This window comes from Acinetobacter sp. NIPH1876 (assembly GCF_022808535.1).
Taxonomy (GTDB): domain Bacteria; phylum Pseudomonadota; class Gammaproteobacteria; order Pseudomonadales; family Moraxellaceae; genus Acinetobacter; species Acinetobacter higginsii.
Genome location: NZ_JALGBR010000022.1, coordinates 1 through 26,257, shown reverse-complemented (window position 1 = coordinate 26,257; position 26,257 = coordinate 1). Strand labels below are relative to the sequence as shown.

The 26,257-nt window shown below is 39.6% G+C and carries 36 protein-coding genes and 4 pseudogenes; 20 read left to right on the top strand and 20 right to left on the bottom strand.

All coding sequences use genetic code 11. The features are described from left to right. The first annotated feature begins 2 nt into the window (after positions 1-2). The gene (locus tag MN869_RS18735) at positions 3-1,301 is read left to right on the top strand and encodes a Y-family DNA polymerase (RefSeq protein ID WP_005202568.1); all 1,299 of its coding nucleotides are present in this window, start codon (positions 3-5) and stop codon (positions 1,299-1,301) included. Between the two features lie 22 nt (positions 1,302-1,323). On the opposite strand, the gene MN869_RS18730 is transcribed toward MN869_RS18735, so the two are convergent. Beyond that, positions 1,324-2,232, bottom strand: a complete 909-nt coding sequence (locus MN869_RS18730; protein ID WP_005202569.1) for a LysR family transcriptional regulator — start codon at positions 2,230-2,232, stop codon at positions 1,324-1,326. Between the two features lie 98 nt (positions 2,233-2,330). Here MN869_RS18730 and MN869_RS18725 point away from each other — a divergent pair, with 98 nt between their 5' ends. Next, positions 2,331-2,927, top strand: a complete 597-nt coding sequence (locus MN869_RS18725; protein WP_005202570.1) for an NAD(P)H-dependent oxidoreductase — start codon at positions 2,331-2,333, stop codon at positions 2,925-2,927. A gap of 73 nt (positions 2,928-3,000) precedes the next feature. Here the strand turns inward: MN869_RS18725 and MN869_RS18720 are convergent. Together MN869_RS18720 and MN869_RS18715 are read right to left on the bottom strand one after the other, a co-directional pair. Then, positions 3,001-3,636, bottom strand: a pseudogene (locus MN869_RS18720) (SDR family oxidoreductase). 211 nt (positions 3,637-3,847) lie between these two features. Beyond that, the gene (locus MN869_RS18715; RefSeq protein WP_005202573.1) at positions 3,848-4,951 is read right to left on the bottom strand and encodes an MBL fold metallo-hydrolase; all 1,104 of its coding nucleotides are present in this window, start codon (positions 4,949-4,951) and stop codon (positions 3,848-3,850) included. Between the two features lie 261 nt (positions 4,952-5,212). Between MN869_RS18715 and MN869_RS18710 the strand changes: the two genes are divergently transcribed. The 8 genes from MN869_RS18710 to MN869_RS18675 all read left to right on the top strand — a co-directional run bounded on the left by MN869_RS18710 (position 5,213) and on the right by MN869_RS18675 (position 10,877). Further along, positions 5,213-5,860, top strand: a complete 648-nt coding sequence (locus tag MN869_RS18710) for a hypothetical protein (protein WP_005202575.1) — start codon at positions 5,213-5,215, stop codon at positions 5,858-5,860. Between the two features lie 17 nt (positions 5,861-5,877). Further along, on the top strand, positions 5,878-6,843 hold the full coding sequence (locus MN869_RS18705) for a D-glycerate dehydrogenase (protein ID WP_005202578.1): 966 nt from the start codon (positions 5,878-5,880) through the stop codon (positions 6,841-6,843). Between the two features lie 111 nt (positions 6,844-6,954). Then, positions 6,955-7,542 carry a 1-acyl-sn-glycerol-3-phosphate acyltransferase gene (locus tag MN869_RS18700; protein WP_005202579.1) on the top strand — a complete coding sequence of 196 codons (588 nt, stop codon included), beginning with the start codon at positions 6,955-6,957 and terminating at the stop codon, positions 7,540-7,542. A gap of 125 nt (positions 7,543-7,667) precedes the next feature. Further along, positions 7,668-9,110, top strand: a complete 1,443-nt coding sequence (locus MN869_RS18695; protein ID WP_026057491.1) for a M48 family metalloprotease — start codon at positions 7,668-7,670, stop codon at positions 9,108-9,110. 59 nt (positions 9,111-9,169) lie between these two features. Beyond that, positions 9,170-9,664 carry a GNAT family N-acetyltransferase gene (locus MN869_RS18690; protein WP_005202581.1) on the top strand — a complete coding sequence of 165 codons (495 nt, stop codon included), beginning with the start codon at positions 9,170-9,172 and terminating at the stop codon, positions 9,662-9,664. 62 nt (positions 9,665-9,726) lie between these two features. Then, the gene (locus tag MN869_RS18685; protein WP_005202582.1) at positions 9,727-10,092 is read left to right on the top strand and encodes a GFA family protein; all 366 of its coding nucleotides are present in this window, start codon (positions 9,727-9,729) and stop codon (positions 10,090-10,092) included. Between the two features lie 40 nt (positions 10,093-10,132). After that, positions 10,133-10,492 carry a hypothetical protein gene (locus MN869_RS18680; RefSeq protein ID WP_005202584.1) on the top strand — a complete coding sequence of 120 codons (360 nt, stop codon included), beginning with the start codon at positions 10,133-10,135 and terminating at the stop codon, positions 10,490-10,492. Then, complete coding sequence (locus MN869_RS18675) at positions 10,470-10,877, top strand: hypothetical protein (protein WP_005202585.1); 408 nt, start codon at positions 10,470-10,472, stop codon at positions 10,875-10,877. Before MN869_RS18680 ends, MN869_RS18675 begins: the two co-directional genes overlap by 23 nt. An 89-nt stretch (positions 10,878-10,966) precedes the next feature. On the opposite strand, the gene MN869_RS18670 is transcribed toward MN869_RS18675, so the two are convergent. Both MN869_RS18670 and rpsU read right to left on the bottom strand, forming a co-directional pair. Then, the gene (locus MN869_RS18670; RefSeq protein ID WP_004808327.1) at positions 10,967-11,413 is read right to left on the bottom strand and encodes a GatB/YqeY domain-containing protein; all 447 of its coding nucleotides are present in this window, start codon (positions 11,411-11,413) and stop codon (positions 10,967-10,969) included. 29 nt (positions 11,414-11,442) lie between these two features. Next, complete coding sequence (rpsU, locus tag MN869_RS18665; RefSeq protein WP_004652785.1) at positions 11,443-11,658, bottom strand: 30S ribosomal protein S21; 216 nt, start codon at positions 11,656-11,658, stop codon at positions 11,443-11,445. 145 nt (positions 11,659-11,803) lie between these two features. Here rpsU and tsaD point away from each other — a divergent pair, with 145 nt between their 5' ends. The 3 genes from tsaD (at position 11,804) to MN869_RS18650 (ending at position 13,944) form a co-directional block, all read left to right on the top strand. Further along, on the top strand, positions 11,804-12,811 hold the full coding sequence (tsaD, locus tag MN869_RS18660; protein WP_005202586.1) for a tRNA (adenosine(37)-N6)-threonylcarbamoyltransferase complex transferase subunit TsaD: 1,008 nt from the start codon (positions 11,804-11,806) through the stop codon (positions 12,809-12,811). 181 nt (positions 12,812-12,992) lie between these two features. After that, a complete protein-coding gene (locus tag MN869_RS18655) occupies positions 12,993-13,496 on the top strand; it encodes a hypothetical protein (protein WP_005202589.1) in 504 nt (167 codons plus the stop codon). A gap of 124 nt (positions 13,497-13,620) precedes the next feature. Then, positions 13,621-13,944, top strand: coding sequence for a hypothetical protein (locus MN869_RS18650; protein ID WP_005202590.1), 324 nt, complete (start codon positions 13,621-13,623; stop codon positions 13,942-13,944). An 8-nt stretch (positions 13,945-13,952) separates the two neighbouring features. Here MN869_RS18650 and MN869_RS18645 read toward each other — a convergent pair whose 3' ends face one another. From MN869_RS18645 to MN869_RS18635, 3 genes are all read right to left on the bottom strand, one after another. Continuing rightward, positions 13,953-14,879: an EamA family transporter gene (locus MN869_RS18645; protein ID WP_005202591.1), complete on the bottom strand. Its 927-nt coding sequence runs from the start codon at positions 14,877-14,879 to the stop codon at positions 13,953-13,955. Then, on the bottom strand, positions 14,876-15,454 hold the full coding sequence (locus MN869_RS18640) for a TetR/AcrR family transcriptional regulator (RefSeq protein WP_005202592.1): 579 nt from the start codon (positions 15,452-15,454) through the stop codon (positions 14,876-14,878). Before MN869_RS18640 ends, MN869_RS18645 begins: the two co-directional genes overlap by 4 nt. 146 nt (positions 15,455-15,600) lie before the next feature. Beyond that, positions 15,601-16,143: an HPP family protein gene (locus tag MN869_RS18635; RefSeq protein ID WP_005183342.1), complete on the bottom strand. Its 543-nt coding sequence runs from the start codon at positions 16,141-16,143 to the stop codon at positions 15,601-15,603. A 91-nt stretch (positions 16,144-16,234) separates the two neighbouring features. Between MN869_RS18635 and MN869_RS18630 the strand changes: the two genes are divergently transcribed. Then, a complete protein-coding gene (locus tag MN869_RS18630; protein WP_005202593.1) occupies positions 16,235-16,795 on the top strand; it encodes a TetR/AcrR family transcriptional regulator in 561 nt (186 codons plus the stop codon). A 64-nt stretch (positions 16,796-16,859) separates the two neighbouring features. Here the strand turns inward: MN869_RS18630 and MN869_RS18625 are convergent. The 5 genes and pseudogenes from MN869_RS18625 to MN869_RS18605 form a co-directional block, all read right to left on the bottom strand. After that, a pseudogene (locus tag MN869_RS18625) lies at positions 16,860-17,168 on the bottom strand (DUF6670 family protein); the annotation flags it as partial. Between the two features lie 95 nt (positions 17,169-17,263). Further along, positions 17,264-18,025 carry a hypothetical protein gene (locus MN869_RS18620; RefSeq protein ID WP_243309060.1) on the bottom strand — a complete coding sequence of 254 codons (762 nt, stop codon included), beginning with the start codon at positions 18,023-18,025 and terminating at the stop codon, positions 17,264-17,266. Further along, entirely contained in the window at positions 18,025-18,558 is a 534-nt protein-coding gene (locus tag MN869_RS18615; protein WP_243309058.1) for a putative phage tail protein, read from the bottom strand. Before MN869_RS18615 ends, MN869_RS18620 begins: the two co-directional genes overlap by 1 nt. Then, positions 18,558-18,737 carry a hypothetical protein gene (locus MN869_RS18610; RefSeq protein ID WP_243309056.1) on the bottom strand — a complete coding sequence of 60 codons (180 nt, stop codon included), beginning with the start codon at positions 18,735-18,737 and terminating at the stop codon, positions 18,558-18,560. Before MN869_RS18610 ends, MN869_RS18615 begins: the two co-directional genes overlap by 1 nt. Positions 18,738-18,771: 34 nt before the next feature. Beyond that, positions 18,772-19,524, bottom strand: a complete 753-nt coding sequence (locus MN869_RS18605; protein WP_243309054.1) for a DNA adenine methylase — start codon at positions 19,522-19,524, stop codon at positions 18,772-18,774. A 182-nt stretch (positions 19,525-19,706) separates the two neighbouring features. Between MN869_RS18605 and MN869_RS18600 the strand changes: the two genes are divergently transcribed. Then, a complete protein-coding gene (locus tag MN869_RS18600) occupies positions 19,707-20,489 on the top strand; it encodes a hypothetical protein (protein WP_243309053.1) in 783 nt (260 codons plus the stop codon). On the opposite strand, the pseudogene MN869_RS18595 reads toward MN869_RS18600, so the two are convergent. From MN869_RS18595 to MN869_RS18565, 7 genes and pseudogenes are all read right to left on the bottom strand, one after another. Further along, a pseudogene (locus MN869_RS18595) lies at positions 20,467-20,919 on the bottom strand (hypothetical protein); the annotation flags it as partial. The gene MN869_RS18600 and the pseudogene MN869_RS18595 overlap by 23 nt on opposite strands. Before the next feature lie 309 nt (positions 20,920-21,228). Continuing rightward, positions 21,229-21,531, bottom strand: a complete 303-nt coding sequence (locus MN869_RS18590) for a DUF2730 domain-containing protein (RefSeq protein WP_243309051.1) — start codon at positions 21,529-21,531, stop codon at positions 21,229-21,231. After that, entirely contained in the window at positions 21,524-21,814 is a 291-nt protein-coding gene (locus MN869_RS18585) for a hypothetical protein (RefSeq protein ID WP_243309048.1), read from the bottom strand. The genes MN869_RS18590 and MN869_RS18585 overlap by 8 nt, the downstream gene beginning before the upstream one ends. Continuing rightward, positions 21,811-22,311: a glycosyl hydrolase 108 family protein gene (locus MN869_RS18580; RefSeq protein WP_243309046.1), complete on the bottom strand. Its 501-nt coding sequence runs from the start codon at positions 22,309-22,311 to the stop codon at positions 21,811-21,813. The genes MN869_RS18585 and MN869_RS18580 overlap by 4 nt, the downstream gene beginning before the upstream one ends. A gap of 79 nt (positions 22,312-22,390) precedes the next feature. Next, complete coding sequence (locus tag MN869_RS18575; RefSeq protein ID WP_243309044.1) at positions 22,391-22,852, bottom strand: hypothetical protein; 462 nt, start codon at positions 22,850-22,852, stop codon at positions 22,391-22,393. A gap of 50 nt (positions 22,853-22,902) precedes the next feature. Next, positions 22,903-23,286: a hypothetical protein gene (locus MN869_RS18570; protein WP_243309043.1), complete on the bottom strand. Its 384-nt coding sequence runs from the start codon at positions 23,284-23,286 to the stop codon at positions 22,903-22,905. A 30-nt stretch (positions 23,287-23,316) separates the two neighbouring features. After that, positions 23,317-23,781: a helix-turn-helix transcriptional regulator gene (locus tag MN869_RS18565; RefSeq protein WP_243309041.1), complete on the bottom strand. Its 465-nt coding sequence runs from the start codon at positions 23,779-23,781 to the stop codon at positions 23,317-23,319. 101 nt (positions 23,782-23,882) lie between these two features. Here MN869_RS18565 and MN869_RS18560 point away from each other — a divergent pair, with 101 nt between their 5' ends. The 5 genes and pseudogenes from MN869_RS18560 to MN869_RS18540 all read left to right on the top strand — a co-directional run. Next, a complete protein-coding gene (locus MN869_RS18560; RefSeq protein ID WP_243309038.1) occupies positions 23,883-24,116 on the top strand; it encodes a DNA-binding protein in 234 nt (77 codons plus the stop codon). 19 nt (positions 24,117-24,135) lie between these two features. Beyond that, positions 24,136-24,300 (top strand): hypothetical protein, encoded by a 165-nt coding sequence (locus MN869_RS18555; protein ID WP_243309036.1) that lies wholly within the window; start codon positions 24,136-24,138, stop codon positions 24,298-24,300. Further along, positions 24,287-24,604, top strand: a complete 318-nt coding sequence (locus MN869_RS18550) for a helix-turn-helix domain-containing protein (protein WP_032874621.1) — start codon at positions 24,287-24,289, stop codon at positions 24,602-24,604. Before MN869_RS18555 ends, MN869_RS18550 begins: the two co-directional genes overlap by 14 nt. A 905-nt stretch (positions 24,605-25,509) precedes the next feature. Continuing rightward, positions 25,510-25,890 (top strand): annotated as a pseudogene (locus MN869_RS18545) (regulatory protein GemA); the annotation flags it as partial. Positions 25,891-25,902: 12 nt separating this feature from the next. Then, a partial coding sequence (locus tag MN869_RS18540) for a transcriptional regulator (RefSeq protein ID WP_243309034.1) occupies positions 25,903-26,257 on the top strand: 355 nt, incomplete at its 3' end.

The window sequence follows — 26,257 nt, the reverse complement described above, 5'->3', positions numbered from 1 at the left end:
CCATGAGTCTGCCACAACGTATTTTTGCTTTGATTGATGTAAATAACTGCTATGTTAGTTGTGAGCGCGTGTTTAATCCAAAGCTGGAAAATCGTCCTGTGGTGGTGTTGTCCAATAACGATGGTTGTGTGGTTTCCCGTTCTTATGAGGCGAAACAGCTCGGTATTCGGATGGCTGTGCCTTTTTTTCAGATTGAAGAGATTATTCAACGGCATCAAGTCGAAGTTTTTTCAAGTAATTATGCCTTGTATGCGGAAATGTCGCGCCGTTTCATGAATATATTGGGCAGCTTTGTCGATCCATGCGAGCAGGAAGTGTATTCAATAGATGAATGTTTTCTAGAGTTAACCGCCTATCAACAAAGTTATGATCTTACTGCTTATGCGCATCAGATTTTAGATACCGTCAAAAATTGGTTAGGCTTGCCGTGCTGTATCGGGATTGGTTATTCCAAAACTCAAGCAAAACTCGCCAATAATCTCGCCAAAACCCATGCCTGTTTTAATAGTGTCTGTAATATCGTTGCTGAAGATCCCTGCGTGATTGAAGATTTGTTGCAGCATATGCCCGTAGGGGAAGTGTGGGGTGTGGGTCGTAAGATTCGACAACGTTTGGAAAAAATGAATGTCTACTCGGTGATGGATTTGCTGCAAGCAGATGCAAAAATGATGGGAAAGTATTTTTCAGTGCTGATGGAAAATACCGTCAAAGAATTACAAGGTATGGCTTGCTTAGAACTTGAGGATGTTGTGACAGACCGTCAACAGGTGTTGAGTAGTCGTTCATTTGGACAGCCGATTCAGGAGAAAAGTGATTTAAGTGGCGCACTGACTGAATTTAGTTTACGTGCCATAGAGCGCTTACGCCATCAGAAACTATTATGTAAGGCGGTTGGGGTAAGTATTCGTACTAACCGCTTTAATAAGGATCAGTATTATCGACCTTATACGGTCGTCTATTTGCCTGACTACAGTGATGATCGTTTAGAGATTATCAAAGCGGTACAGCAGGGGCTTGATCGCATTTTTCAAGCTGGGCATCGTTATAAAAAAGCGCAAGTGATCTTGTTAGACATCATTCCGCAACATAGCCATGCTGTGGATTTATTTCATGATACCGATGAACTGATTGCTCGTCGTAACCTCTCTACAACTTTCGATGGAATTAATGAAAAGTTCGGACGGGACACCATGACGTTGGGGCGTTTAATCACCCCTCATGGGAGGGCATGGCGTATGACGCAAAATCATAAATCACCAAGTTATTTGACTAATTGGGATCAAGTTTTAAAGATTGGATAATGATTTTTGTATAGATGGGTGGTTAATTGGCACTGAGCTGAGATGGGAATACCGCGACCAACAGATCAATGGCTAAACGCGTTTTAAGTGGCATATAGCTTAAAGCAGGCCAAACCACATGAATCGGGAAATCGACACTGGAAAACTCTGCCAATACCTGAACTAAACTGCCATCCTGTAGTTCTTTATGAATCAGCCAGTCAGGAAGCCATGCAATTCCTTGATCTAATAACACTGTATTTTTAATCGCCTGCATATCATTTAACAGCAATTTTGCTTTGGGTTTGATGGCATACAGTTGTTTGTTTTTATCTTGAAGATGCCATTTCGGTGGGGACCCAGAATAAGGATAAGCAATGGCCGTGTGCTGTTGTAGATCATCCAAGTCCTTCACTGTGCCTGATTGCTGTAGATATTTGGGTGTGGCACAGAGTAGCATCCGATGATCGCCTAGCTTTCTCGCAATCAAATGATGGCTATCTGGTAAAGCGCCGATACGAATAGCTAAATCAAAACCATCTTCGACCAAATCGACAGTTCGGTCATTAAAAGAGAGTTCTACCTGCAAATCAGCATGCTGTTGCGCCAGTTCAATCATCATTGGGGCAACATAGAGTTGTCCAAACAGAACTGGGGCCGAAATTCTTAATAAGCCCGTTGCACTGATTTTACCCTGATCCAACAAGCTTTCAGCGGCATGGATTTCTGCAATAGCACGCTGACTGTGCTCATAAAACAGCGTACCTTCGGCTGTTAAGCTGAGGGTTCGAGTAGTACGCTTAAATAAAGTCACGCCCAAACGTTGTTCTAAACGCGCAATGCTTTTACTCACAGCCGAGCGGGTCAGATGTAGTTGTTCAGCAGCATTGCTAAAGCTTCCTGCCTCGACCACCGTCACAAAGATTGAAATCGTACTCAGCTCAGTTTGCATGATTGTAGAATTTTTGGAATCAATTCACTGAAATAGTATCACTACTGGCGATTAAAATGTAATAGTAAGATAGCTCCATCAAGATATGGAGAACAAACATGGCGAAAGTGTTGGTATTGAAATCAAGCATTATGGGTGATCAATCACAGACGAGCCGTTTGATCGATGCATTTTTAAAACAACGTGCAGAAGCAGGCGTACAGGATGAAGTAATCATTCGTGATTTAACCACGCTTAACTTACCTGTACTGGATGCTGAAATTTTCCATGCACTGCGTGGTGCAGAACACGTTGCAGCGCCGATACAAAAGATTGTCCAGTTATCGGATGAGTTGATTGCAGAACTTAAAGCAACGGATCTATTGTTGATCGGCGCGCCGATGTACAACTTGAATGTGCCAACACAGTTGAAAAACTGGTTCGATTTGGTGGCGCGTGCCCGCCATACTTTTAGATATACCGAAACTTATCCTCAAGGTCTGGTTGAAGGTGTCAAGGCAATCGTGATGAGCAGCCGTGGTGGTATTCACCTTGGGCAAGTGACGGATGCAGTAACGCCTTATCTACAGTCTGTTTTAGGCTTAATGGGGATTCATGAAGTGAGCTTCGTTTATGCGGAAGGTCTGGATATTCCTGCTTTAAAGGTGGATGCATTAAAAGATGCACATCTAAAAGCCCAACAGGTTGCTGTTTAAAAAAATACCCCTTACTACCGAGACTTGGTAGGATCGGACACGCAGGGTGCCTGTTTGTCCGATTTTTTCATATTTAGATGAAATAAGGTTGATCGGCATCTGAGTGTGGTTTATTGAGCCCTAAGTTTTTTCTAGAGGCTAATGCTGGCGTTTGAATAATTTTCACCACGAAGGCAGCGACACTTTTACGTGAGATGACCGTGCCTTTAAAATGCTCATGGCGTTCCGTTGTTTCATAGTCAATTTCATCTTCATCCATGAGTCACGCCGCACGCAAAATACTATAATCCAGATCAGAGGCTTCTAATAAATCTGCTGCTTTACGATATGGGCCAAGGTATTTGCCGATTTCATTGCGATTCCATTCACCAAATTTACCTTTGACTTCATCATAAATGCCTAAGGAGTTGATCAGAATAATACGTTTAACGCCTGCGCCGTGCATAGCTTCAATGATATTCTGTGTTTGCTGTTCTAATTCACCAGCAAGGTTGGCATAAACAATATCTTGACCTTGGACGATCTGTTTTAATTTTTCCAGATCTAAAACATCCGCTTCAATGACTTTTGCATTGTTCGGCAAATCAGTGCCTAATTTTTTTGCATCACGGAGTAATAGCGTTTGAGTCAGTTCAGGCTCGTTGGCTAACATGTTAATGACCCATTGAGCAATTTGACCTGATGCGCCAAGAATTAATACTTTTTTCATTTTGAACTACCTTTATTTCACTTTTTCATTCAAGAAAACACATGTGAATGTCATTTTCTTGATCTTTGATGATTTTATTTAAGCTTAAAAATACGAAAAGGATTGACCTGAAATGCTCAGTTGTTTGCCTAATTTGATGAGCTTGTCGATTTTTGCAGTATCCATAAAAAAGCCCCATCGAAATGAGGCTGATATAACAATTATGATTGAATTAGCGAATATTCTTCCACCACTGTTTAAACGGTTGCTGTTCATTATCCAGCTCAACCAATTCTCCAATCATCGGCGTCGCAAGGCGATATTTTCTGCTTTTTGAATATTCAACAATACGGGTAATCGGTTCATACCAAGCATGCTTGGCCAAACTGAATTTTGAATGGTGTACAGGAATCATATTACGCGCATTCAGTTCTTCAGTGGCTTGGGCAACCTCATCAGGATGGCAATGTACTGAACGCCAAGCGGCGTCATATTGCCCATTTTCCATTAATGCCCAATCAAAGGGACCGTATTTCTGTCCAATCTCGACAAAGTGCTTGTCATAACCACCATCACCGGTGTAGAAAATCTTTTTATTCGGGGATTGAATCACGAAAGAAACCCATAAATTCTTACCACCATCAAAGGCACGTCGTGAATCATGATGGGTGGTTTCAGTGATAATGCTAATCCCATCATCAAACTCGATTCGATCACCCCAATCTCGCTCGATCAGTTTATTTTTGGGATAACCCCAGTATTCAAAGTGTTCACCGACGCCTAGACCAGTAATCACGTATTTAACTTTGTCTTTGAGTTTAAGTGCCGTTTCATAATCTAAATGGTCATAGTGATCATGCGAAATCAGCAAATAATCAATCTCAGGTAAATCCTCAACCCGATAGATATCAGTCCCTTTATAGGCGCGTGTGCCCCAAGGGAAAGGAGAGGCTTTGCCACTCATAACAGGGTCGATCAAAAAGGTTTTACCATGCAACTGCATAAATACCGATGAGTGTCCAAACCAGATCATGACATCTTGTTTTGGATCAAGAGCAAGTAGATTGGTTTTAATGGAAGGAATGGGATCAATCGGATTACGATGAGGAATGGTTTTAATAAAGGTTTTATAGAGTTCAACCGCAATACTAGAGCCTTCGCTCATGCCTGATTTTTCAATTAAATTTCGAAATTGACCTTGGCGATAGTTGGGAGAGCTTTCAATGACTTGTAGTCGTTCACCAGAAGGGATTCTACCGAATAAGGGTTGTTGTGCATATATAACACTCGCTGCAATAAGCAGGGCCACGGCGATCGCAACAAAAAGAATAAGCATAAATGGAGTCAACCTTTTCATTTGAGCATTCGATACGATATTAATAAAAACTAAAAGCGACAAAATGATGAAATATTGTCTAAAAGTCGATGAATGAAAACTTGCCTATTGTTATTGAATATTTGCCTAAACGAACGAGAATTGAATGTGTATTGATGTGATTGAGCAAAAGGAAGTCATTTAGCAGGACTTGGTTTATGCTAGACTATGCAAGGTTACAGTGTTGTAAATCACTGTGAGTCAAGACAACGAGTAGGTAGCATGATCGGGCAGCAAAGAAACATATTGGCAACTTTAGGAATAGATGTTTGGATTCCTAGAGAAGTGGTATGTCAAAAAAATACTGCACCGAACCTATGGCGAGATCAAATTGTTGAAGAAGCTTCGCAACCGTTGACACCGATATTAGATGTCGTACCAACGCCAAAAGAAATTCAAGTTGCATCGCGACCAACATTAGCGATCACTGAAAAAGAAATTCCTCAGCCTACAGAAATTATTGCCAAGCCTGTTGTAAAAGAAGCTGTTGTTGAAAAAGAACAGATTGTTATTACAACGCAGATTCAGGCATTTGAACTGCAAATGTATGTTTTAGAAAACTGTGCCATTTTGTTGGAAAGCAGTCAGCTCAGCGATGCACAAAGGCAGCTCTGGCAAAATATTCAAAAGGCACGATTGGGTCAATACGCAGAGTTGAAATGGCCATTTCCCTTGGCTGCATTTCAAGAGAGCAGAGGACTACCATCCTATATTCAAGGCTTTCTGGATGCTACTGCAAGCGGCAGAAAGATATTATGCTTAGGTCAACTGGACTTTATTCAGCATTCTAATATATTACATTTAGCGAGTTTAGAAGAAATGCTGGCTCAACCTGTCTTGAAAAGACGATTGTGGCAGCTCATGCAATAAAGAACGGAAATCGAATCATGAAGAAAGTCGTTGTATTCAGCCAAATAGATCAGGACGTGATAGCGCAGTTACAGCAAGATTATCAGGTGGTGGTGCTCAATCCTAAGCTTGGTGATATCAATGAACAGATTCGGGCCGAAGTCGTTGATGCCGATGCCATGATAGGTGCAGGGCGTTTACTCAATGAAAGCAACTTAGCACCTGCACAAAAACTTAAAATTATTTCGACCGTGTCGGTTGGCTATGATAATTATGATGTCGCCTATCTCAATCAAAAGAAAATTTGGCTTGCCAATACGCCACACGTTTTAACGGAAACCACAGCCGATCTAGCCTTTAGCTTGTTACTGAGTGCCGCACGTAAGATTCCACAATTAGATGCTTGGACTAAGCAAGGGCAGTGGAAGCGTACCGTTGCGACGGAACAATTTGGGGTAGATGTTTTCGGCAAAACCCTTGGTATTATTGGCTTGGGTAATATTGGAGCCGCGATTGCCCGTCGTGGTTTTTATGGTTTCAATATGAATGTTTTGTACCATAATCGCCGTGAAAAGATTGAGGTGGCTCAGGCCTTCAATGCACAGTATCGTGATTTAGATCAGTTATTGCAGCAATCTGATTTCATTGTAGTGGCCGTTGATTTGAATACTGAGTCTAAAGCACTGATTGGTGCAGAACAGTTTGATTTAATGCAGAAACATGCAGTGTTTGTGAATATTGCTCGCGGTTCGGTGGTGGATGAACATGCATTGATTGAAGCATTACAGCAAAATAAAATCTTTGCCGCAGGTTTGGATGTGTATGCCAAGGAACCACTACAAAGTTCTCCATTATTTGAGCTAGCAAATGCCGTGACTGCACCACATATCGGTTCGGCAACTGCTGAAACACGTCAGAAGATGGTCAACCTTGCCTATCAGAATTTGATTGATGCATTAGAAGATCGTACACCTCGCTATTTAGTGAATCCGAAGTTTGAATAATTGCTTACAATGCTGATCATTTGATTGCTGCATTATTGTGCGGCCTCATCTTTTTAAATTGATTAATATTGGTACACTTGCGCCCTTTGTGACTTCGTCTTGGGGTGTCTGGTGTTCGAGAAATTAGCTGAACAAAGTTTGGGTTTAATGGGCTGGGAAATTGACAATCATTGGGATTTAAATATTGACCAATGCGTCATGATTGCGGCCCCGCATACCAGCAATTGGGATGCTTTATATGCCCGTTTAGCATTGAAAGCCTTGGGTGTTAATGTGCGCCTGACCATCAAAGACAGTTATATGAAATTGCCATTTGGTCCTTTTGTGCGTGCAATGGGGGGGATCGGTATTGATCGTCGTGCCAAGCATGAAGGTCAAGAACGTCCAAGTATGGTTCAGCTGATGAGTGATTTATTTAAGACGCACCCTAAGTTAGTCATGCTAGTGACTCCAGAAGGAACGCGTGCTAAACAAGAGCAATGGAAAACTGGTTTTTATCATTTGGCAATAACAGCGGGTGTACCGATTGCACTTGCGTATATGGACTATGCCAAGAAAAAAACAGGTGTAGGAAAAATTGTTTATCCTACAGGGGATTATGAAAAGGATATGACCGAGATCATGTCTTTTTATGCCACGATCAATGCGAAATTCCCAGAGAAATTTAGTGTAGATCAGCGTTACGTCGCGGCAGAGTAATTCAGTCGATTTCAAAAATCATAAAGTAAGGCGGGATTTTCCTGCCTTTTATAACACTTTGTTGCAAATTTCTCCTTTTTTCAATGCTATATTAAATTTCTTTATTAAAATCATAGAGAAACCACTTGAGATCGTTCCTGCTCGCCTGTGGCCTTTTCGCCACAACTCAACTGAGTCACACTGAGGTTTTTTTGCCTGCGCATAGTGCTGGGCAAACAGAAGTGCCTGAAATTGGCAGCGGTATAGGTTTACTCGATCAACAAAAAGAAAAATTTATTGGCGAAAAAGTCTATCGTGAAGTACATCGTCAAATGCCAACGGTGCAAGATGCATGGTTGGAGGATCAGTTCTTGCAGGTCTTTTCAGGTATTTTAAGTCAGACTCAACTTGGTCAACCGATTGGCTTGGTGATTATTAAAGATCCTCAAATTAATGCCTTTGCCGTTCCTGGTGGTTTATTTGCATTGAATACAGGTTTGATTACTTCAGCTAAAAATCTGGATGAGATTGCTGGGGTTATGGCGCATGAGATTGCACACGTTGCACAGCGACACTATAGCCGCTCTCAAGAAGCATTTAAGGGGCAAGGTTTGCTTGCATTGGCGGGGATTCTTGTTGGGGCTGCCATTGCATCTCAAGCCGATGGCAATGCGGGTGCAGCGGTAATGATGGGGACCCAAGCGGCATTGATGGATAAGCAGTTGAGTTATAGTCGTAATCAGGAACGTGAAGCGGATCGTATCGGGATGCAGTTTATGTATGCTGCAGGTTATAACCCACAGAGTATGGCAGATTATTTTGAAACCATGCATCGTGCCACCAGTCGTGTTAGCTTTTTACCAGACTTCTGGTTTACCCATCCTTTAACCACTGAGCGGATGAGCGAAGCACGTTTACGTGCTAATCAATTACCGAAAGTGAAGTCAAAAATTTACGATCTCGATTTTGAAATTTTAAAACTCTATACCTTAGTGGTTTCAAGTCAGGCCACTGAACTTCAATTACAGTCAATGGCAAATCAAAAAAATACAGCTGCACAATTGGCATTGAGCAAGTTCTATCTTGAACAAGGTGACTACGCACAAGCACAGGCCAATTTGGATTTAGTAAAGCCGAAACTCAAGAATCATGTGCTGATTCCTTTGATCCAAACTGATATTTATTTGGGCCAAAATAAGTTAGATCAGGCCTATGCCACAATTAATCCGATTCAAAAGACCATGCCGGAGAATAGAGCCTTGTCCTATAAGTTGGCGGAAGTTTTGATTCGCCAAGGGCAAGTTGCACAGGCACAAACTTTGGTACAACGCTTTATCCACAAAAACCAGCGTGATATAGAAGGCTGGCAATTACTGCAACAAGCCACCAATTTAGATAAGAGTTCACCATTACAAGCAGTCAATGTATTGGGTTATCGTGCAGAGGCAGAGTATTGGTCGGGTTACGAAGAAAATGCAATTAAATCGATGTTACACGCACAACGGTTGGCGAAAGGGAATTTAGCCATGTCAGCCAAGATTGATGCGCGTTTAAAACAGATGCAAGATGAACGCCGTATGCGACTGTAATCGACTTCCTTAGTTGATATTTACTGAGACGTATTCAGTTTAGAAAGAGTAATAACGATATGGAAATCAAACTAGAAAAATTTCATAGGCATGACTTTAAGCTTTATTACCAACTGGTTGGAAATGAAAAAGTTATGGCGATGATTACAGAAAGAGCGATTCCTGAAGAAGAGGCGATGAAAGATTTTCAGTTGCTTATCGTCAATAATCGATTACATCCGAAATTTGGTCATTTTAAAATATTAGATGTGAATACTAATGAATATATAGGCTTAGCGAAATTGGAAATCAAAAACTTGAATGACAATGAGGTTGAGTTGGGGTATATGCTTTTACCAAGTTATTGGGGAAAAGGTATAGCTCGTAAAGTTAGTCAACAGCTACTGAGTGATGCCAAAAAGCAAAATTCAATTCATCGGATATTTGCGATTATTGACCCTAACAATATCGCATCACGTAAAATTTTAACAAGTCAGGGATTCATTCATACAGCGTTCAAAGATTATGATGGGCTTGCTGGTGAAATACTTGAACTAAAGCAGAGCCTTATTTAACTTATATCAAACCATAAAACTTAAAGACGACTTATATTTATAAAACTGAGGGGAAAATTGTTATGATCAAAGGGCAATGTTTGTGTGGTGCTGTGCAGTATCAATATCATGCAGAAATTGAAAACAGCATTTTATGTTATTGCAGTCATTGCCAACAGGCACAAGGTTCAATTGCAGGGTGGAACAGCCCGATTGAGCAAAGCAAATTTGAGTTAATTTCTGGGCAAGAGCAACTGAAAGAATATTTTCATACAGTTAACAAGGCGCGTGTATTTTGTCAAAATTGTGCCAGTCCGCTCTATTCTTATCGAAAGGATTTGCCTGATGTAATTCGTTTACGCCTAGGCACTGTGACAGAAGGTAATATACCCGCACCGAAGGAAGAATTTTTTCTGGAGCATAAACCAAAATTTATTGAATTAAGATAAGATGACGTGCGTAAGCAATTGCTGAGAAGTTAGAACATTTATGAAGAAAATTTTAGTTTTTATTTTTGCGATCAGCAGTGTGGGGATCAGCTCAGCAGCATCGATTGAGCAATATGCAAACTCAGTGGATAAAATTCGTGGTGTATATGCACAGGATATCCGCAGCTTTTTACGGAGTCTGAATCCACAAACGTCACAATTTACGCCTGAGCAGCAAGCAAAGTACTGTCAGATTAATCAGCGTTATATTCAGGATATGTCTGATGCGATTGAACAAAATCGTTCATCATTACCAACGCAATATGCCAACATGAGCAAGCAGGATTTAATCAAGCAGGTGGTTGAATCAAAAGAAATGCAAATGCTTGCGAAATATAATGTTCAGTGTGATTTTAAATAATATGGTGATATCAGAACAGCTTGAAAATATTTTTACAGAAGAAATTGTATTTAAAGATGTAAGAGGCCACTTGGTGGGTTTCTTAAAAGAATCAAAAGCGAAAACTATCGTTTTAAATTATGATGATGTGGGCGAAAAAGTCACAAATAAGAGTTGTATAGATGAAATAGATTTTAAGATTGAAGCGATTGTTTACCAAAATAATTGTCTACTTGGATATAGTACTGTCAGAATATATGTAGCTTTAGGTGAATGTCATATAGAAAAAGCGAGTGGAGTCGTATCTTCAGAATTGGGAAATTTAATTTTGTATTATAGTATGGACAGCGTAGAAGAAGGCGAAATATACGCATATTCTTCAGATCTTATTTATCAGTCTACTTAAATTTGCTGATCTGTAAGTAAATATAAATAGATCTAGTAAGACAAAAAAGTGTTTGGAACTAACACAAAAGTAAGCATTAAAATTTTGGCTTAGCTTAATTTTGCTTTAATTTTAGCAGATACTTGTGCAGGATCGGCACGCCCGGCTATGATCGGACGTAGAGAATTCATCACCTTACCCATATCTTTCATGCTAGTAGCTTCTTGAGCAGCAATCGTTTGCTCAATGATGGAATCAAGTTCTTCCTCAGTCATAGCTGCTGGTAGAAATTGAGAAATAACCTCAACTTCGGCTTGTTCCTTACTAGCTAAATCATCTCGACCAGCGCCAGAAAAGGCCTTGATCGATTCTTTACGTTGTTTAATTTGCTTTTCAATGACCGCAAGAACCTGAGCATCGTCAAGCTCAATGCGCTCATCGACTTCGATTTGCTTAATTGCTGCTTGTACACCACGAATAACCGTTACTGTTGCCATATCTTTGGCACGCATTGAATTTTTTAACACGTCAGTAATTTGGTTTTTTAAAGTATTCATAGTCTCTTCAGCAGTCAATCACAAATTAATTAGTAAAGGCGAGTAGTACGTACAGATTCGCGAGTCAATTTCTTTTGATAACGCTTAACTGCAGCAGCTTTTTTGCGCTTACGTTCTTGAGTTGGTTTCTCATAGAATTCGCGCTTACGAACGTCAGCTAAAACACCCGCTTTTTCGCATGAACGTTTGAAACGACGGATAGCTACGTCTACTGGTTCGCCTTCTTTCAACTTAACTTGTGGCATGTAAAATCCTCTAAGATGATGGATAAGATCTAACGCACTATTGCACTAGATCGCAAGTGAAGGTCAGTATTTTACTCATTTACAACTCAGATCACAAGTCTATAATAGCTCAGATATTACTTTTGATCGTTGTAAAGGCAGTTTAATGATTGTTTTGGGCTTAGAAACTTCGTGTGATGAAACTGGGTTAGCACTCTATGATAGCGAGCTCGGCTTACGTGGACAGGTTCTATATAGCCAGATTAAATTGCATGCCGAATATGGTGGCGTCGTTCCTGAATTGGCTTCACGTGACCATGTTCGCAAGATGATTCCTTTGATTAATCAACTGCTTGAGCAAAGTGGTGTCAAAAAACAAGAAATTGATGCAGTTGCCTATACTCGTGGTCCTGGACTGATGGGCGCACTAATGACAGGTGCTTTATTTGGCCGCAGTTTGGCATTTGCATTTAATAAACCTGCGATTGGTGTGCATCATATGGAAGGTCATATGCTTGCACCATTACTTTCGGAAACTCCACCGGAATTTCCGTTTGTGGCTTTATTGGTTTCAGGTGGGCATACTCAATTAATGGCGGCCTATGGCATCGGTCAATATGAATTGCTTGGTGAATCGATTGACGATGCAGCGGGTGAAGCCTTTGATAAAGTCGCAAAAATGATGAAGCTGCCTTATCCGGGCGGTCCAAATATTGCGAAGTTAGCCTTGCAAGGTGATGCAAAAGCATTTGAATTCCCAAGACCAATATTGCATCAAGGTTTGGATTTTTCTTTTAGTGGTCTTAAAACTGCAGTTTCAGTACAACTGAAAAAGTTAGGTGAAGAAAATCGTGATGCGGATGTGGCTGCATCTTTCCAAGAGGCAGTTGTAGATACACTCGCTAAAAAATCAGTGAAAGCTTTAAAACAAACGGGTTTAAAACGTTTGGTGATTGCTGGCGGTGTCAGTGCAAATCTGCGTTTGCGTGAACAATTAGAAACTTCACTGGCAAAGATCAAGGCACATGTTTATTATGCCGAGCCCGCATTGTGCACAGACAATGGCGCCATGATTGCCTTTGCTGGATATCAACGTTTAAAAGCAGGGCAACATGATGGTTTGGCGGTGACGACAACACCAAGATGGCCAATGACTGAGTTACAACCAACCTAAATGCAACGCATTCTTCTAAATTGATCCTTAGATTATGGATCAATTTAGACCATTCTTATATTTAAAAATCAAATTCTTGATTTATGTACATGGCAAAGAGTTAAAGTCGACGCTATCGTATTAGAGTATTGGATAAATTATTTATTTTTGATGAGCTAAAACTCATTGTGGAGTACAAAAGTTGAAAATTTCTTATATTTTTACATGTGGCCGATTAGAGTCTTTATTTAAGATTCTCTGCCTCACTCAACAAGGTGAGAAAAAGGTCGAGTCAAAAGAAAAAGTCGTTGAACAATATAGAAAAGATATCGCTTTAGGGCGTCCTTTTGAAGAAACTGAACTTTATCAAATAATTGAAAAAAGTGAAGAAAAAATTGTCATTAATCGCTTGAGCAATATTCTTCGAGAAAAACCTACTCAGCAGAAGAGTAGCTTTGATGCAGACGAATATAAGACAGGTGCATGGTCTGAGTTTAGTGATTATAAGCTGGCAGTTCGATTTTCAAATGCGAAAACTGAGTTAAGTGAAAAACACTTTGCGAAAACTGGTGAATACATGACCAGTCGTGGTGTCGCAAAATTGACAGGTTTCAATCCAAGCAACATTAAGAATATGTTGCATCATAAAAGAAGTGTAGTGAGAAAAATGCTCACCACATTGGAAAAATTAGCCAGAGAGTATTGATCTTTAAATCTTGAAATGGATGCAGAGGAAATCTATTGCTCTGCATCTTTTATAATTAATATTTTAATTATCAAATAATTATATTGTATTTTTTTAATAATATATAAATAAAAAGGAGTGAATCATGTGGGTGGTTAAAGCAGCCAATGGCTGTGCATGGTTAAGTATTCTGCTTATTATTGCGGCTACAGGCTTTTCAATCTATGTTCTCAGTATTCCATGTACAACGGATCGAATCTGTGAAATGCCCCCAATTCATTTATTCTTTTTTTTGGTACTGTTGGTCTCGACTGTTTGTAATCTTATTGGCATGGTACTGTCTGCGATAGCAAAGGATGGCGAGCAACCCGTTAAAGAATCAGCAAAAGCAGCATTGTTCTTTAACGGGAAAGTGATTGCATTTAACTTGGTATGTACAATATTCCTACTTTTTATTTTAATGGTCTAGAACATCTTTTAGCTGATTTGTTTTGAACGATCTGCTTTTGACAATACTGCCAGACAAACAAAAATCAAAGCCATTCCAATCCAACCAATCGGGGCGAGTTGTTCACCGACTAATAATACTGCAAACAAAGCGGCAACCAGTGGTTCAAACAAGGTCAGTGTGGTCGCGGTACTGGCTGAAATGGTCTTTAAAGCATAGCCAAATAACAGATAACCGAGAAACATCGGGATCAGCATCATATAGCCCACAACATACAAATTCACAGGTTCATCAAACAGGTTTGAACCCGTAAAAAATAATGTCGGTAGTAAGATTAAAGCACCAAAACCAAAAATTAATCCCATAGATGCTTTTGAGTCGACACCACGATCAATCATCTTTTTTGCAGCCCAAGAATATAACGAATAGGTTAGGGCTGCGATCAGTCCAAGAATAATGCCAATGCTTTTTTGGTCTGCCGCAATCGTTTGTGCAGATGCTTGGGAGTGTGACTCTCCTAGAGAGAGCAGCAAGACACCAGCGACGCCAAAGATAAAGCTGATAAACCACTTGCCAGACAGTGCTTTTTTATCAAAGAACTTCTCCAGTATTGCCGTAAATAAAGGGGCTGATCCGATTGAAACTACTGTACCAATGGTAATCCCTGCCATACGCATCGACGAATAGAAAGCCAGTGGATAAATCGCAACCGAGACCATGCCAATCAACAATAATGGATAGTAAGAGCGAATTTGAGGTAAATGACTGCGGATATTTTTATGGGCCAATAAAGCTTGTAATAAACCACCGCCGCCCATTGCAATTGCGCCAATCGCTAAGGGACTTAGATTTGGAGCATAAGAAGCGGCTGTGCCTGTCGTTCCCCATAAAATAGAGGCAATGAGGACGGCAATAAAACCAGAATGAGCACTGAGGCGAAAAGAGGTGCTACTCACTTTGAAACCTCTTGCGCTAATAGGCTCTGAACTATTTGTTTTGCAGCAAATACTTTGTCACTTGAACTTTCTAAACCGGCACGGGCAATCGAACCCTCCAAGATAAATGAAATCAGTAGTGCCAGTTCTTTGACTCGTTGTGGGTTGGTGCTGAGCTGCTGTAAATGACCCGCTAAAATCGCTTCAATTTCATCTTTATGCTGTTTAACCGCCAAACGTTCAGGACTATGTGCAGGGAATTCTGCGGCTGCATTGAGTAGGCCACAACCACGAAAGCCTTTTTCATAAGCAAATTCTGCGTGATCCTGATAAGCATCAAAAACCGCCAAAATACCGTCAATCGGGGTTTGGATTTGAGCTTTTCTCTTTTCATATAAATCCAGCCATTCTTGATGGCGAGCTTCGATGTAGCAGGTGATCAGATCTGATTTGGTGGCAAAATTATTGTACAGCGACATTTTTGCCACATTGGCTTTCTCTGTAATGCTATTGATGCCTGTATTGCTAATGCCATCGTTATAAAACAATGTAGAAGCTGCATCCAAGATTTTTTGTTTTGCTGATTTAGTGTTCATAGTAAAAAATTATTTATGTATACCGATCTACCTAATTTTATTGAAAAGTAAATTATTTGCAAGGGGAAATTGGAATTTCATTGAATTTAGATGAACAGGATGGCATCGATTAAAACGCTGACATTACGCTTTAATCGATAGATGGATTATTCAATATTTTTCTTACTGTGGATAAAAGCCAATCCATACACAGGCCATTTCTTCTCGGATTTAAGGTTATTGACCAACCATGCCACCATGACGAGTGCAATAGAGCCTAATAACACGGGGAAAAATAAGAAACTCCATTGGTATTGAATGGTATTGGCTGTTAGCAAGATCACCAATGGATTTGCGCCAGCAGGTGGATGAACACAACGCAGAAGTTGCATGGCTGCGATGGCACAACCGACAGAAAGCGCAATGCTCAAAGCTGATGTACCAAAAACTTTAAGAAACAGTAAGCCAATAAATGCTGAGACAAAATGTCCCAAAATTACATTGCGAGGTTGAGCCAAAGGCGATTGCGATACGGCATATAAGATGACACAGGTTGCGCCAAAAGGAGCCATGATAAATAGATTGTGGGTGAATTTACTGAGCAGGATTAAGATCAAGATGCTTAAGGTGCCGCCAATTAAACTTCTTATAATATCAATGGATTGGGGTAAGGGAGCAAGATGTTCTCTACCGTTGAATAAAGATAACATGGTGATCTCACGACTGGGTTGCTTTATGGCGATAATAGAACTAAAATTATAAATAGTACAGATCTGTACTATTTTAAATGAGTAAATCTTTATGTCGAAGTCTGCTGATAAAATTTTGCATACCGCAGAAAAATTATTTTATGGAAATAGTTTTGTTGGTGTCGGGGTCGACCTTATTCGAGATGAATCTGGCTGTTCAAAAACCACGATGTACACCTATTTCAAAAACAAAAATCAATTGGTGAAGTCAGTCTTAGAAGCACGTGATGAAAAGTTTAGGCAGCGTCTATTGGATTATGTGGCGGAGGCAACAGGGCGAGAGGCATTGAACAGGTTGATCGATTGGCACTTATTATGGTTTCAAGAAGATAACTTTAAAGGATGTTTATTCGTCAGAGCTGTGGCTGAGTCGCATTTGGGTGATCAAGACATCATCTCTGTGTCTAAAGAACATAAAGTTTGGATTAGAAACTTGATTACGGAATATTTGCAATCTTATTCAAAAACAGAGATGTTGGTTGAAGTGACGTATACGCTGATTGAAGGGCTCATTAGCCGATTCTTGGTCGAAGGTTATGATGCAAAGGTGGCAGCCGAGATCAAGGATTCAATTAACCAATTGATTGATACTTTGAACCCTCAGAGCAACTAGATTGCAAAGGGAAATGATGAGCCTTTGACGTTTTAGCAAAGACTCATCAACGTGTTCAGTTTATTTAATCCTTAAATGCATTCTGATCTTCTACATCCACATATTCGATATAACCACGGCCTTGAACAGGGGTATTTAAATATTCACCTGTGAAGGTATAAGCACTGGCATAGCCAATGCCATGACCATAACGGAATGGACTATCAATTTCTGCGGTAATATCTAAAACTTTCTGATCAGCATCATCCTTGACGGACCAAGAGAACAATTGCGGTAAGCGCATTTTCTTACCACTTGGTGAAACATAGTCATCGACTTGATGTGCAATCACCTTGAATTCGACATTGGTATAGACTTCAGCAGGCATGTCGGTGATGCGCGCCGAGATAATTTACGCAGAATTTTGAGATAAATCGAATAAATAATAGTTTCACCATTTGAAACCATTTTTCATAATTTAACCAGTCTCTATGCAGTACGTCGCCAGCGTAAATCAACAATAGAAGGCTGTACAATATTATGAGCTACACCACCGCCAATCATTTTAGATTTCATCGTACCGTAAGAATCTGACGAACTATCATTTGCAAACCCACTTGTTTCACCTTCATAAGTCCAGTCGCCATCTGTTGCAACATAACCAGCTCTAAACATTTTTGTTTCGGCTTGGTGCTGTGGTAACTCGTTAACCGATAAAGTATGTTGATATTCTCCAAATATTGTACCAATAGCCTTAGTCCAAGCTGGATCACTTGCTTGTGTTGATAAACCAACTGAGGCTCTACCTTCACCATGTCTGACCCAAGTCGTACCACTGAAGTGGCTGTTTGGATTAAAGTTTACAGCGAACTCAATGATTACACCAATAGGGTAAATTCGATCAATGATCGTACTAGCAAAGGTTTCGAGCAATGAGATGCGTTGAGATAGTTGATTATCAGCTGTGCCTCTCGTAGTTGCCTCGTTATCAATCTTCTGTTGTGTTGCAGAAGCCAAAGCCACCACATCATCTTCAGTCGCTAACAACTGAAAAAGCTGATCGCGTTGACCAGCATTTAATGTACGGCCATTCTTTTCAAGTAAAGCACACAGCTCTTCCTGAATGTGGTTGAGCCAGTCTGGTGTCAAGTATGTTGCATCTTGTCCAGAAATATCATTGTTGTCATGAAAACCTGCCTTACCAGCTCCATTGATGTTCGGACGTGCATTACTGCTATCAATTCGTTTCATTAGATCACCTCGATGTCATAGCGCATGTACGCTGGTAAATAGTTTTCGATAATGCAGTTGATGTCTGCATTAACTGGCGCTTTCAGCTTGAGTTTGACTTTGTAGCGGAGCACGTCTGTATTGACAGGAGAAGTACAAGGTGCTGTACATTGCATCGGCTTGTAGTTCACCAGTTCAAGTAAAGTAATGCCGAATTGCGCTAAAAGTTCTTTTACATACAAACGACTTAATACGTTTTTCTTATCCATTACCCACTTTAGGGTCTGAATCCGTTCTTGCACGGTCTTCGTTGCATTTAATGTGCATTTAAGTGGTAAACCATAATCACGTTCATATTCGGGCAATAACTCGACTGGAATATCCGTAATGATATTTAGCAATCGCTTTGCATCTAGATCGGCTTGAGCAAATGCCAGTGCATGCGCGTATATGTCCTTTGCTAATGTTGTCTTAGCTGAAGTGTCATAAACGCCAGCTGGCAACAGTTGACGTAAAACCAAGGCATATAAGTTTGCAGACTCTTGTAAATTCATCACGAGCCTCGCGTTACATTTAATGTGCCAAGTCTTAACCAACCTGTATGAAAGACATTGACCGTAGGTTCGACGTTATGGCTTGGAGTTAATACTAGGTCTGTAACACCAGATAAACTCAAGATACGACCAAACAATTGGCTATATGAATACTCGGCAACAGGCTTTAATTCAGCCATGTAATTTTTAATCATTGTCTTCACAGAATCTAAATCAACAGTACCAGTGACCACTGCGGATAGCCCCAACTTTACCGACACAGTAATTAATTTTAGTAGTGCTGATATTCAGGTCTGCGAAAGCATTTCGAATGTCAGGATGATCATTTATGGACAACATGACCTTGCTTTGACAGGTTTTCATCAGCTCAGCCATTTTCAAATAATGATCCCATCCAAATTCCACACCATAGCCTGCAAGCTTCCAGTATGGAGGATCAGCATACATAAAGCTGTGGGGTCTATCGTACTTCTTCAAGCAATCATCCCAGCTTAGGTTCTCAACAGTGACACCTGATAGCCTGTAATAAGCATCAGTCAGTTGATCTTCTATCCGTAGAAAGCTAGGTGCTTTCGCTGTCGTTGCAGTTCCGAAATTCTGTCCTGTCGCTTTACCTCCGAAAGCTGTGTGCTGTAAATAATAGAATCGTGCTGCTCTCTGAATATCAGTCATCAAGTCAGTACTTGCCGCTTTTAACCACTCAAACATCTGACGGCTAATAATTGCCCATTTGAATTGGCGAATAAATTCTTCAAGGTGGTGTTGCACAACTCGGTACAAGTTCACCAGCTCACCATTTACATCATTGATAACTTCCACTTTTGATGGCTGCTCACGCATAAAAAACAACGCTGCACCACCTGCAAACAATTCAACATAACACTTGTGTTCTGGCATTTTTTCGATCAATTGCGACACCAGACGACGTTTTCCACCTACCCAAGGCACAATTGGCTTGGTTTTCATGTTTTCACCTACTGCAAAAGCTTTTCATTTTCTGATAGCCTCGAATTACTCTGTACAGGGTAACGAGGCTAAGCCTGCGGTAGTCACTTACCAAAGGGGGCGATTCTTGTTGGAGCAAGGATCGTCACCTCGTTTTGAATTATTAAAAAGTTTTTTCTATAAAATTAGGGGGAAATATTTCCATGTCTTTTGATGAAATAAAAAGAGATGTCAATCAATTTAAAAGTGAGCATCCTTTTGTTTTTTATTTTCTAACTTTTTATTTAAGTGGGCTTTTTATATACATTGCTATTTATTTAATTTTTTATGCAGATTTTAGTCAAGGAATGTCACTGAATGAAATTGGAGATTTTTTAGCTGGAACATTTTCACCTTTAGCCTTCTTATTTTTATATTTAGGTTATAGGCAAAATAGCAAAGCCTTACACATTCAAGCTGAAGAATTGAGACAAAGCACCGAAGCATTACAATTACAAGTTGCTGAAATGAAAGAGTCTGTAGAACAACAAAGAATCATGGGTGAACTTCAGCAAATAGAGATCAATGAAAGACATACTTCAGCAGCACCAATATTTACTGCTTATGGTTCAATTGATGTATCACGTGTTCCAACAGGTTCAGGCTATGAAGAAGAATTTATTTTCAAATTAAATTTAAGTAATCCTAGTGAAAATGATGCTAGGCACTTAAAAATTAATATTGGAGGGAATACTGAATTTCCATATGAGATTTTCCCAAAAAATACTTCAAAAACATTTAGCTCAAAATTGACACAAGAAGAAATTACAAAATACAAATCTAAAGAACAAATTGAGCGAATAATTGATATTGAATTTGATAATGTATTTGGTCGTCGTTTCTCCAATGTTTTTATATTTGAATGTTTATTTGACAATAGCACTCCTAAGCCATTTACACAAAATTTAGGTATATCAATATTAGTCAAAGACAACCAGCCTCACTGAACCATCCATCATAATCATCGCTATTCATTTCCAACTCTTCACGAGTTGGAAGTCCTATAAACTCAATAGGACTTGATAGGTGCAGACTGGCAAACCAGCCAAGAATCATTGCCACTGCGCCATCGCCATGACGGTATAAATCAGGGTCTTTTAAATCTTTTTTCCGTGCCTTGGATACCATGTGAATGCCATCAACTTCCTCAATCGCTGAGCAGTCATTTTTGAGATTGTCATCACGTGGCAGATCAATCATATCTTCTTCAAATGCGGTCACAAGCTTTGGAGTCCACAGACCGTACCAGTTCCGACTCAATTTAATTTGATGAACCATGTGCTCACCAAATTTTTCAGCTGTATCTTCAGCCAGCGTTTCACCTGTACCAGTCGCATCCATAGCAATACCACCAAAACGTGGTAATCGCTCCAACATATCCGACTTAATCCGCAGCCATTCGACTTGATGCTTCATCAGAACACCAGCATCGAATGGATTTAGATTATTCGGGATATTACGTGCGCTTTCAGGAAGTTCATCCCAATCAACCACACGAACAGTATCTTGCCGAGGTTTTAATGCTGTCATTATTTAATACCTAATACTTTTTCACGCCAGAACTGAATTTGCTCTGCACCCATAAGGTACTACTGTTAGCACGATAACTAGGAAGTTCGTTAAGGCAACGCAAAATCACAAGACGAGCCTCTTCGATTAGTTTGTCTAAATATTTTTTAGTCATGATCACTTACTCTTATCAATCAAATGAGATTCGATACGTGTAACAGCCTTATCAACTTTCTCAACAGAATTAGCGATACTTCCAATATTGGCTGTTAAAACTTTAATATCGCCCTCAATTTCGGCTAGTTCTTCTTTGGATGGCATATCCTTAATACTGTTTTCGATCTGAATTACACGTACACGCAATTCAGCTAGTTCTTGTGCGGAAGCGCTATATTTTTTGATTACCCATCCATAAATCCCAATAGCCGTGACAACCAACCAATTAACTTCAGCAAAACCGAGCTTTAAAAACTCAAACATTCTTTGCTCCATTTTTCCGTTTTGTTTGATTTATCAAGCGTGCAGCGATACCAACTATTGCTTGAATCGCTGTGACGTAGTACTGGATATTGTCTGGCAGTGCAGCAATAACTTCTGGGTCTAAATTTGCGAAAAATGCCTGTGTTCCAATGATGCTTGCAAAGGCAATATTGCTAAATAATTTCCAACCTTGATTGGCGTTGGGAATGAGCAAACCTTGACTTTCATCTTTCACAGGTAATAGGCTCTTTTCTTCTGTATCGTTCTGAGTATGTTTTTTCATCGCATATCATCCGCAGCATAACGTAGGTTGCCAGAAACACGACTCATCCAACCTTTGCCAAATGTGTTGAAGGTTTTGATACGTGTATAGAAGAGAACGCGTTCTGCATTGAAAAGATTGATAAGAGCAAACTGAGGTTGTTTACGAATTTCATTGAGGGTAATTGCGCCAACAATGCCGTCATCTTTTACACCCAAGGCACGTTGCAGAATCTTTCGAGCATTGACTAAGCCATGATTAACGCCAGCATCGAAATATTGGAATGCGAAAGAATAAGGGAAGCTATCGCAACTCAAAGCATCCCAAAATTGATTTTTATAAATTCGCTCAACCATATCCATTGGAATATTTTTCATTGAGCCTTTGTACCCATAATTTTGCGCTGTTGCCTTGGTGATACCGTAATTGGTTTCGCCACCAGGATCGGAGGGATGATTGACATATCCACCCTCATGTAGGAGCACTCGTTTTAGAGCGTCTTGAAATGTTTTAGCCACAAAAAAAACCTCATCAAATGATGAGGCTAGTTTGTATTTTTGAGACTTTTTATATTAGGCGGAAAGGCTTCCGTTTATTTTATTGTTTAGATTCAATCTCTGCTAAGCAATCCTTTTTAGCTTGATTGTAAGATTCTAAAAACATTTTTTGAGTGCGGTCTTTGTACTCTTGGGTTGTAGAGAGATTTGAATATTTGGCATTCCACATCTCACGTGCAAATGAAGCCATTGAAGTACAAAATCTATAATCATTTGATAAATCAGTAATACCATAAATTCTCTCAGCATCTTCAACCAATGAATTATATTCACGACTATGTTGAGCTACATCGGGGGTATATTCCAAATTTACAGTTGAATCTTTAGCCTGAAGTTTGTCAATACGATCTATAAACTGCTCTGTCTGCTCTAAACTGATTGTTTGTAATACAACAGAATCATCTGTTCGAGCATTATTATTTTTTAAATAATAAAAAGCACCTAATAAACTTACAACGATGGCAAGACCAAGCCATTTTAACCATTCAAAATCTTTATTCACAATTTATTTCTCAAAATAGCAAAAAATCAATAAAACAAATTTATATAAAATCACTTAGATGATTCATCTAAGTCAGTCGCAATTTTTAATAGCAGTAAAGAAGATAAAAAGAAAAAAATCATGAAACCACTAGGTAAAAAGTGAGTCGAAATTAATAAACAAGTAATTGAAAGAAATGTACAACCATAAAAAAAATGGGCTCTAGCTTTTAAGATTGCCTTTTTCTTTTTTTGGGCAATCATTTCATCGTGATGCCAAACATCACATCCACACCGAACGCACTCTCTTGTAGCCACCCAAGTTGATTTCCAACATTGTGGGCATTCTCTTGCATTTGGATGGTCATTTGGCGGTGGTTCACATACACCAACATATTTATCTCCATCAATATGATCACCGCCAAAATTTCCATTAAAATTATTAATTGAACTCATCAATAACCCTCTAAACTAACTACCATAAAATCAATGCTTATCCCCATTCACAAAATCCCCCCCGAAATTTCCATTAAAATTATTCGTTTGCCCTTCATTTTTATTATCAATTTTTGCATTTTTACCATTAAGTTGATTGATAACACCAGTATTTGTCTCATTATTCACGACACCTTTTGTCGCTGTGTTATTTTCTACCCCCAATAACAACATTAATAATTTATTTTTTAAGTTCGAATCAGCTTGTCGATATTTATCAATTAAAACAGTTTCATCTTGAGCTAATCCATTCTGTGTTCTTTCTCCCGTTAAAACAAACAAAAGATCTACACCAAGAATCTTCAATAAAGCCAATTTATCACTTGGGATCGCAATCTCTTTTTCCCATCTTCCAACAGTTTTAACTGTGACTTCTGCTTGAGCTGCAATTACTCCCTGCGACAGTCCAAGGCGATCTCGTTCACTTTTTAATCTATTAGAGACATTATTGTCCATACTTACCCTTTACAAAAGGACATATATGTCCTATCGTTTACTCAATAGGTGAGAATATTCACCAAATAAACCAAAACTTTCACTAACAAGGAAACACCTATATGAGCAAGGTCAAAACAGGTGAACAAGTCAAACAAGACTTTATTGCATGTGGTGACACCATTCATGCGTGGTCAGTCCGAAATAACTTCGATCCAAGTGAAGTTTACCGCGTCATTAATGGCTACAACAAAGCAACTAAAGGCAAAGGCTTCCAAATTGCTGTAGCTCTTGGCATGAAAGCCAAACCATCAATTAACGCTAAAAATAGCACAATTTACCCTAACTTTGCATAACAACAATAAGGACAACTCAATGAAGAAAGACGATTTCATTTTGACATTTGTATTCATCTTTGTTGTGACGTTTGGCTATTTCGGTTGGTTTATGGCTGAACTCGACAATCAGGCGCTTCAACAACAGATCACAACGCTTAAATACGACAATGAAATTAAGGGGCTAGAAAATGAGCACCGTTAAATCAGCAGAAAAAGTTCTCAAAGTCTTAAAGGCTCTAACAGGACATAGCTTGTCAGGTGTAACAAATCAAGAGCTAGCCAAGCAACTTGATGAACCACCAGCACAAATCACCAGAGCATTACAAACACTCGCGGCTGAAGGCTTAGCGCAGCAGCTTGATGATGGCACATACGCGCTGGGTAATCGTTTTGTATCAGTCGCACATGCACATACACAAGAGATTGAAAAAGCTCAAGGCAGATTATCAGAGCACTTACAACGTGTGTTTGCAGGCGTAAATCAAATCAATTCGGGGAATAAATAATGAAGGATGTAACTCAAAATCAACTCGCCCAATTGGAGCAAACGGTATCAGTTGAACAGATTCAACTTTCAGAAAAATTGGGCGCAATAAAAGCAACCTCTTTTATTAAAAAATTGGTAACCGTTACCGAAATTAAATTGTTAGCTGAAATCAAGGAATCTAAACAATACAAAGGCTTAAAGGTATTTAATGGCTTAGGTGAACTGGTAACAGTTACCACTTTTGAGGAATTTTGCAAGCATATTGGTATGAGCCGTGAAAAAGTTGATCAAGATATTTTAAACCTTTCAACTTTTGGTGAAGAATTCTTAGAAACCAGTCAACGTATGGGCTTGGGCTATCGTGACTTGCGTAAACTTCGCAAGCTACCTGAAGGTGATCGTGAGGTCTTAATCAACGGTGAATCAGTCAAAACTGAAGACCGTGAAAGCTTGATTGATCTCATCGAAGAGATGTCAGCAAAACACGCCAAGGACAAAGAAAAATTGAACAAGGAAGTTGCTGAGCTTAAATCTAATGATCAAGCCAAAGAGCAGCTTCTTCAAAAGAAAGATCAAAAAATCAATCAACTCGACAGCAAGCTTTCCAAGCTAGAAAGTCCAGCTGAAATCAAAAAACGCGCTGAAACAGAACGTGATCAGTTTGCTGCCTCTGCAATTAAAACCCTACACGATGCATGTCAGGTTATGCACAACGCTACTGCGCGTTTTAGAAACCAAATCAATGATGTGATTGAGGCTATTGAAACTCATGAGCTTTATGACATCCAACAATCACTTGAAGCAAATGTCATTGCAGCATTTCAACAGATTGCACAAACGTCTGTTGAGTTCGGTATTCAAATTAACTTTGAAGAAATGGTTACACCAGAATGGTTAGCTGATTCACTTGCTGACGTTCAACCCGTAGACGATGATGTCTATCGTGACATTCTCAAAAGTACGACTGGTAAAGACAGTTCTAAACTATTAACACCAGCCCAGCTTGAAGCTGTACTGGATCGTTTAAAACAACTTGGCTTTACTATTGAATCAAAAAATAAGGATGACTTCAAAAACTTAGCAAATGACGCACAAAGCAAACTAATTCGACACTTATGGCTTCAGCTTCATGCAGCTGGTGCAGTAAAAAATGGCAGTGAAATTGCCTTGGCTAAATTTGTTGAAAATCGTGTTGATGTAAGTGCTTTGCAATTTTTGAGCAGCAAACATGCAGATATGATCATCAATCATTTACGCCAATGGTGCAAACGTTGCGGTATTGAACGTGTCACTCTGGAAGCATAGGAGGTCTATATTATGGCTTATCGTCCACACATCACAGATGCCCAACAGGTTTTCACAGACGATGAGATCATTAACTTGATGCCTAAAAATTTTATCTTCATTGCACGATTGATTAAGGTCGAGAATGCACTGAATTTAATTGATGCCTTTGGTGGTACTAAAGTTTTCATTCCAAAACGTCAGGCATTAAACGTCCATTCTGAGCTTGCTCAAGTAATAGGCTTGAACAGACTCCAACTGCTTGCAGATCAGCTCGGTAATGAGACCATTGAAGTCCCAATGGGTACACCAATCACCGTTGCTATGCGAAACCGAGCGATCCGCGAACAAGCTCCAACGATGTCAAAAGAAAAGCTTGCTCGTAAAT

What these genes read in the sequence shown, in the direction of transcription:
- MN869_RS18730 (WP_005202569.1), bottom strand. Translation starts at nt 2,232, where the DNA reads ATGCAAACTGAGCTGAGTACGATTTCAATCTTTGTGACGGTGGTCGAG.
- MN869_RS18590 (WP_243309051.1), bottom strand. Translation starts at nt 21,531, where the DNA reads ATGTTTGAGTTTTTAAAGCTCGGTTTTGCTGAAGTTAATTGGTTGGTT.
- MN869_RS18735 (WP_005202568.1), top strand. Translation starts at nt 3, where the DNA reads ATGAGTCTGCCACAACGTATTTTTGCTTTGATTGATGTAAATAACTGC.
- MN869_RS18605 (WP_243309054.1), bottom strand. Translation starts at nt 19,524, where the DNA reads ATGAAAACCAAGCCAATTGTGCCTTGGGTAGGTGGAAAACGTCGTCTG.
- MN869_RS18585 (WP_243309048.1), bottom strand. Translation starts at nt 21,814, where the DNA reads ATGAAAAAACATACTCAGAACGATACAGAAGAAAAGAGCCTATTACCT.
- MN869_RS18560 (WP_243309038.1), top strand. Translation starts at nt 23,883, where the DNA reads ATGAGCAAGGTCAAAACAGGTGAACAAGTCAAACAAGACTTTATTGCA.
- MN869_RS18650 (WP_005202590.1), top strand. Translation starts at nt 13,621, where the DNA reads ATGTGGGTGGTTAAAGCAGCCAATGGCTGTGCATGGTTAAGTATTCTG.
- tsaD (WP_005202586.1), top strand. Translation starts at nt 11,804, where the DNA reads ATGATTGTTTTGGGCTTAGAAACTTCGTGTGATGAAACTGGGTTAGCA.
- MN869_RS18680 (WP_005202584.1), top strand. Translation starts at nt 10,133, where the DNA reads ATGAAGAAAATTTTAGTTTTTATTTTTGCGATCAGCAGTGTGGGGATC.
- MN869_RS18670 (WP_004808327.1), bottom strand. Translation starts at nt 11,413, where the DNA reads ATGAATACTTTAAAAAACCAAATTACTGACGTGTTAAAAAATTCAATG.
- MN869_RS18565 (WP_243309041.1), bottom strand. Translation starts at nt 23,781, where the DNA reads ATGGACAATAATGTCTCTAATAGATTAAAAAGTGAACGAGATCGCCTT.
- MN869_RS18635 (WP_005183342.1), bottom strand. Translation starts at nt 16,143, where the DNA reads ATGTTATCTTTATTCAACGGTAGAGAACATCTTGCTCCCTTACCCCAA.
- rpsU (WP_004652785.1), bottom strand. Translation starts at nt 11,658, where the DNA reads ATGCCACAAGTTAAGTTGAAAGAAGGCGAACCAGTAGACGTAGCTATC.
- MN869_RS18630 (WP_005202593.1), top strand. Translation starts at nt 16,235, where the DNA reads ATGTCGAAGTCTGCTGATAAAATTTTGCATACCGCAGAAAAATTATTT.
- MN869_RS18715 (WP_005202573.1), bottom strand. Translation starts at nt 4,951, where the DNA reads ATGCTTATTCTTTTTGTTGCGATCGCCGTGGCCCTGCTTATTGCAGCG.
- MN869_RS18615 (WP_243309058.1), bottom strand. Translation starts at nt 18,558, where the DNA reads ATGAATTTACAAGAGTCTGCAAACTTATATGCCTTGGTTTTACGTCAA.
- MN869_RS18570 (WP_243309043.1), bottom strand. Translation starts at nt 23,286, where the DNA reads ATGAGTTCAATTAATAATTTTAATGGAAATTTTGGCGGTGATCATATT.
- MN869_RS18710 (WP_005202575.1), top strand. Translation starts at nt 5,213, where the DNA reads ATGATCGGGCAGCAAAGAAACATATTGGCAACTTTAGGAATAGATGTT.
- MN869_RS18640 (WP_005202592.1), bottom strand. Translation starts at nt 15,454, where the DNA reads ATGAACACTAAATCAGCAAAACAAAAAATCTTGGATGCAGCTTCTACA.
- MN869_RS18550 (WP_032874621.1), top strand. Translation starts at nt 24,287, where the DNA reads ATGAGCACCGTTAAATCAGCAGAAAAAGTTCTCAAAGTCTTAAAGGCT.
- MN869_RS18555 (WP_243309036.1), top strand. Translation starts at nt 24,136, where the DNA reads ATGAAGAAAGACGATTTCATTTTGACATTTGTATTCATCTTTGTTGTG.
- MN869_RS18705 (WP_005202578.1), top strand. Translation starts at nt 5,878, where the DNA reads ATGAAGAAAGTCGTTGTATTCAGCCAAATAGATCAGGACGTGATAGCG.
- MN869_RS18685 (WP_005202582.1), top strand. Translation starts at nt 9,727, where the DNA reads ATGATCAAAGGGCAATGTTTGTGTGGTGCTGTGCAGTATCAATATCAT.
- MN869_RS18675 (WP_005202585.1), top strand. Translation starts at nt 10,470, where the DNA reads ATGTTCAGTGTGATTTTAAATAATATGGTGATATCAGAACAGCTTGAA.
- MN869_RS18620 (WP_243309060.1), bottom strand. Translation starts at nt 18,025, where the DNA reads ATGAAACGAATTGATAGCAGTAATGCACGTCCGAACATCAATGGAGCT.
- MN869_RS18690 (WP_005202581.1), top strand. Translation starts at nt 9,170, where the DNA reads ATGGAAATCAAACTAGAAAAATTTCATAGGCATGACTTTAAGCTTTAT.
- MN869_RS18600 (WP_243309053.1), top strand. Translation starts at nt 19,707, where the DNA reads ATGTCTTTTGATGAAATAAAAAGAGATGTCAATCAATTTAAAAGTGAG.
- MN869_RS18725 (WP_005202570.1), top strand. Translation starts at nt 2,331, where the DNA reads ATGGCGAAAGTGTTGGTATTGAAATCAAGCATTATGGGTGATCAATCA.
- MN869_RS18610 (WP_243309056.1), bottom strand. Translation starts at nt 18,737, where the DNA reads ATGGCTGAATTAAAGCCTGTTGCCGAGTATTCATATAGCCAATTGTTT.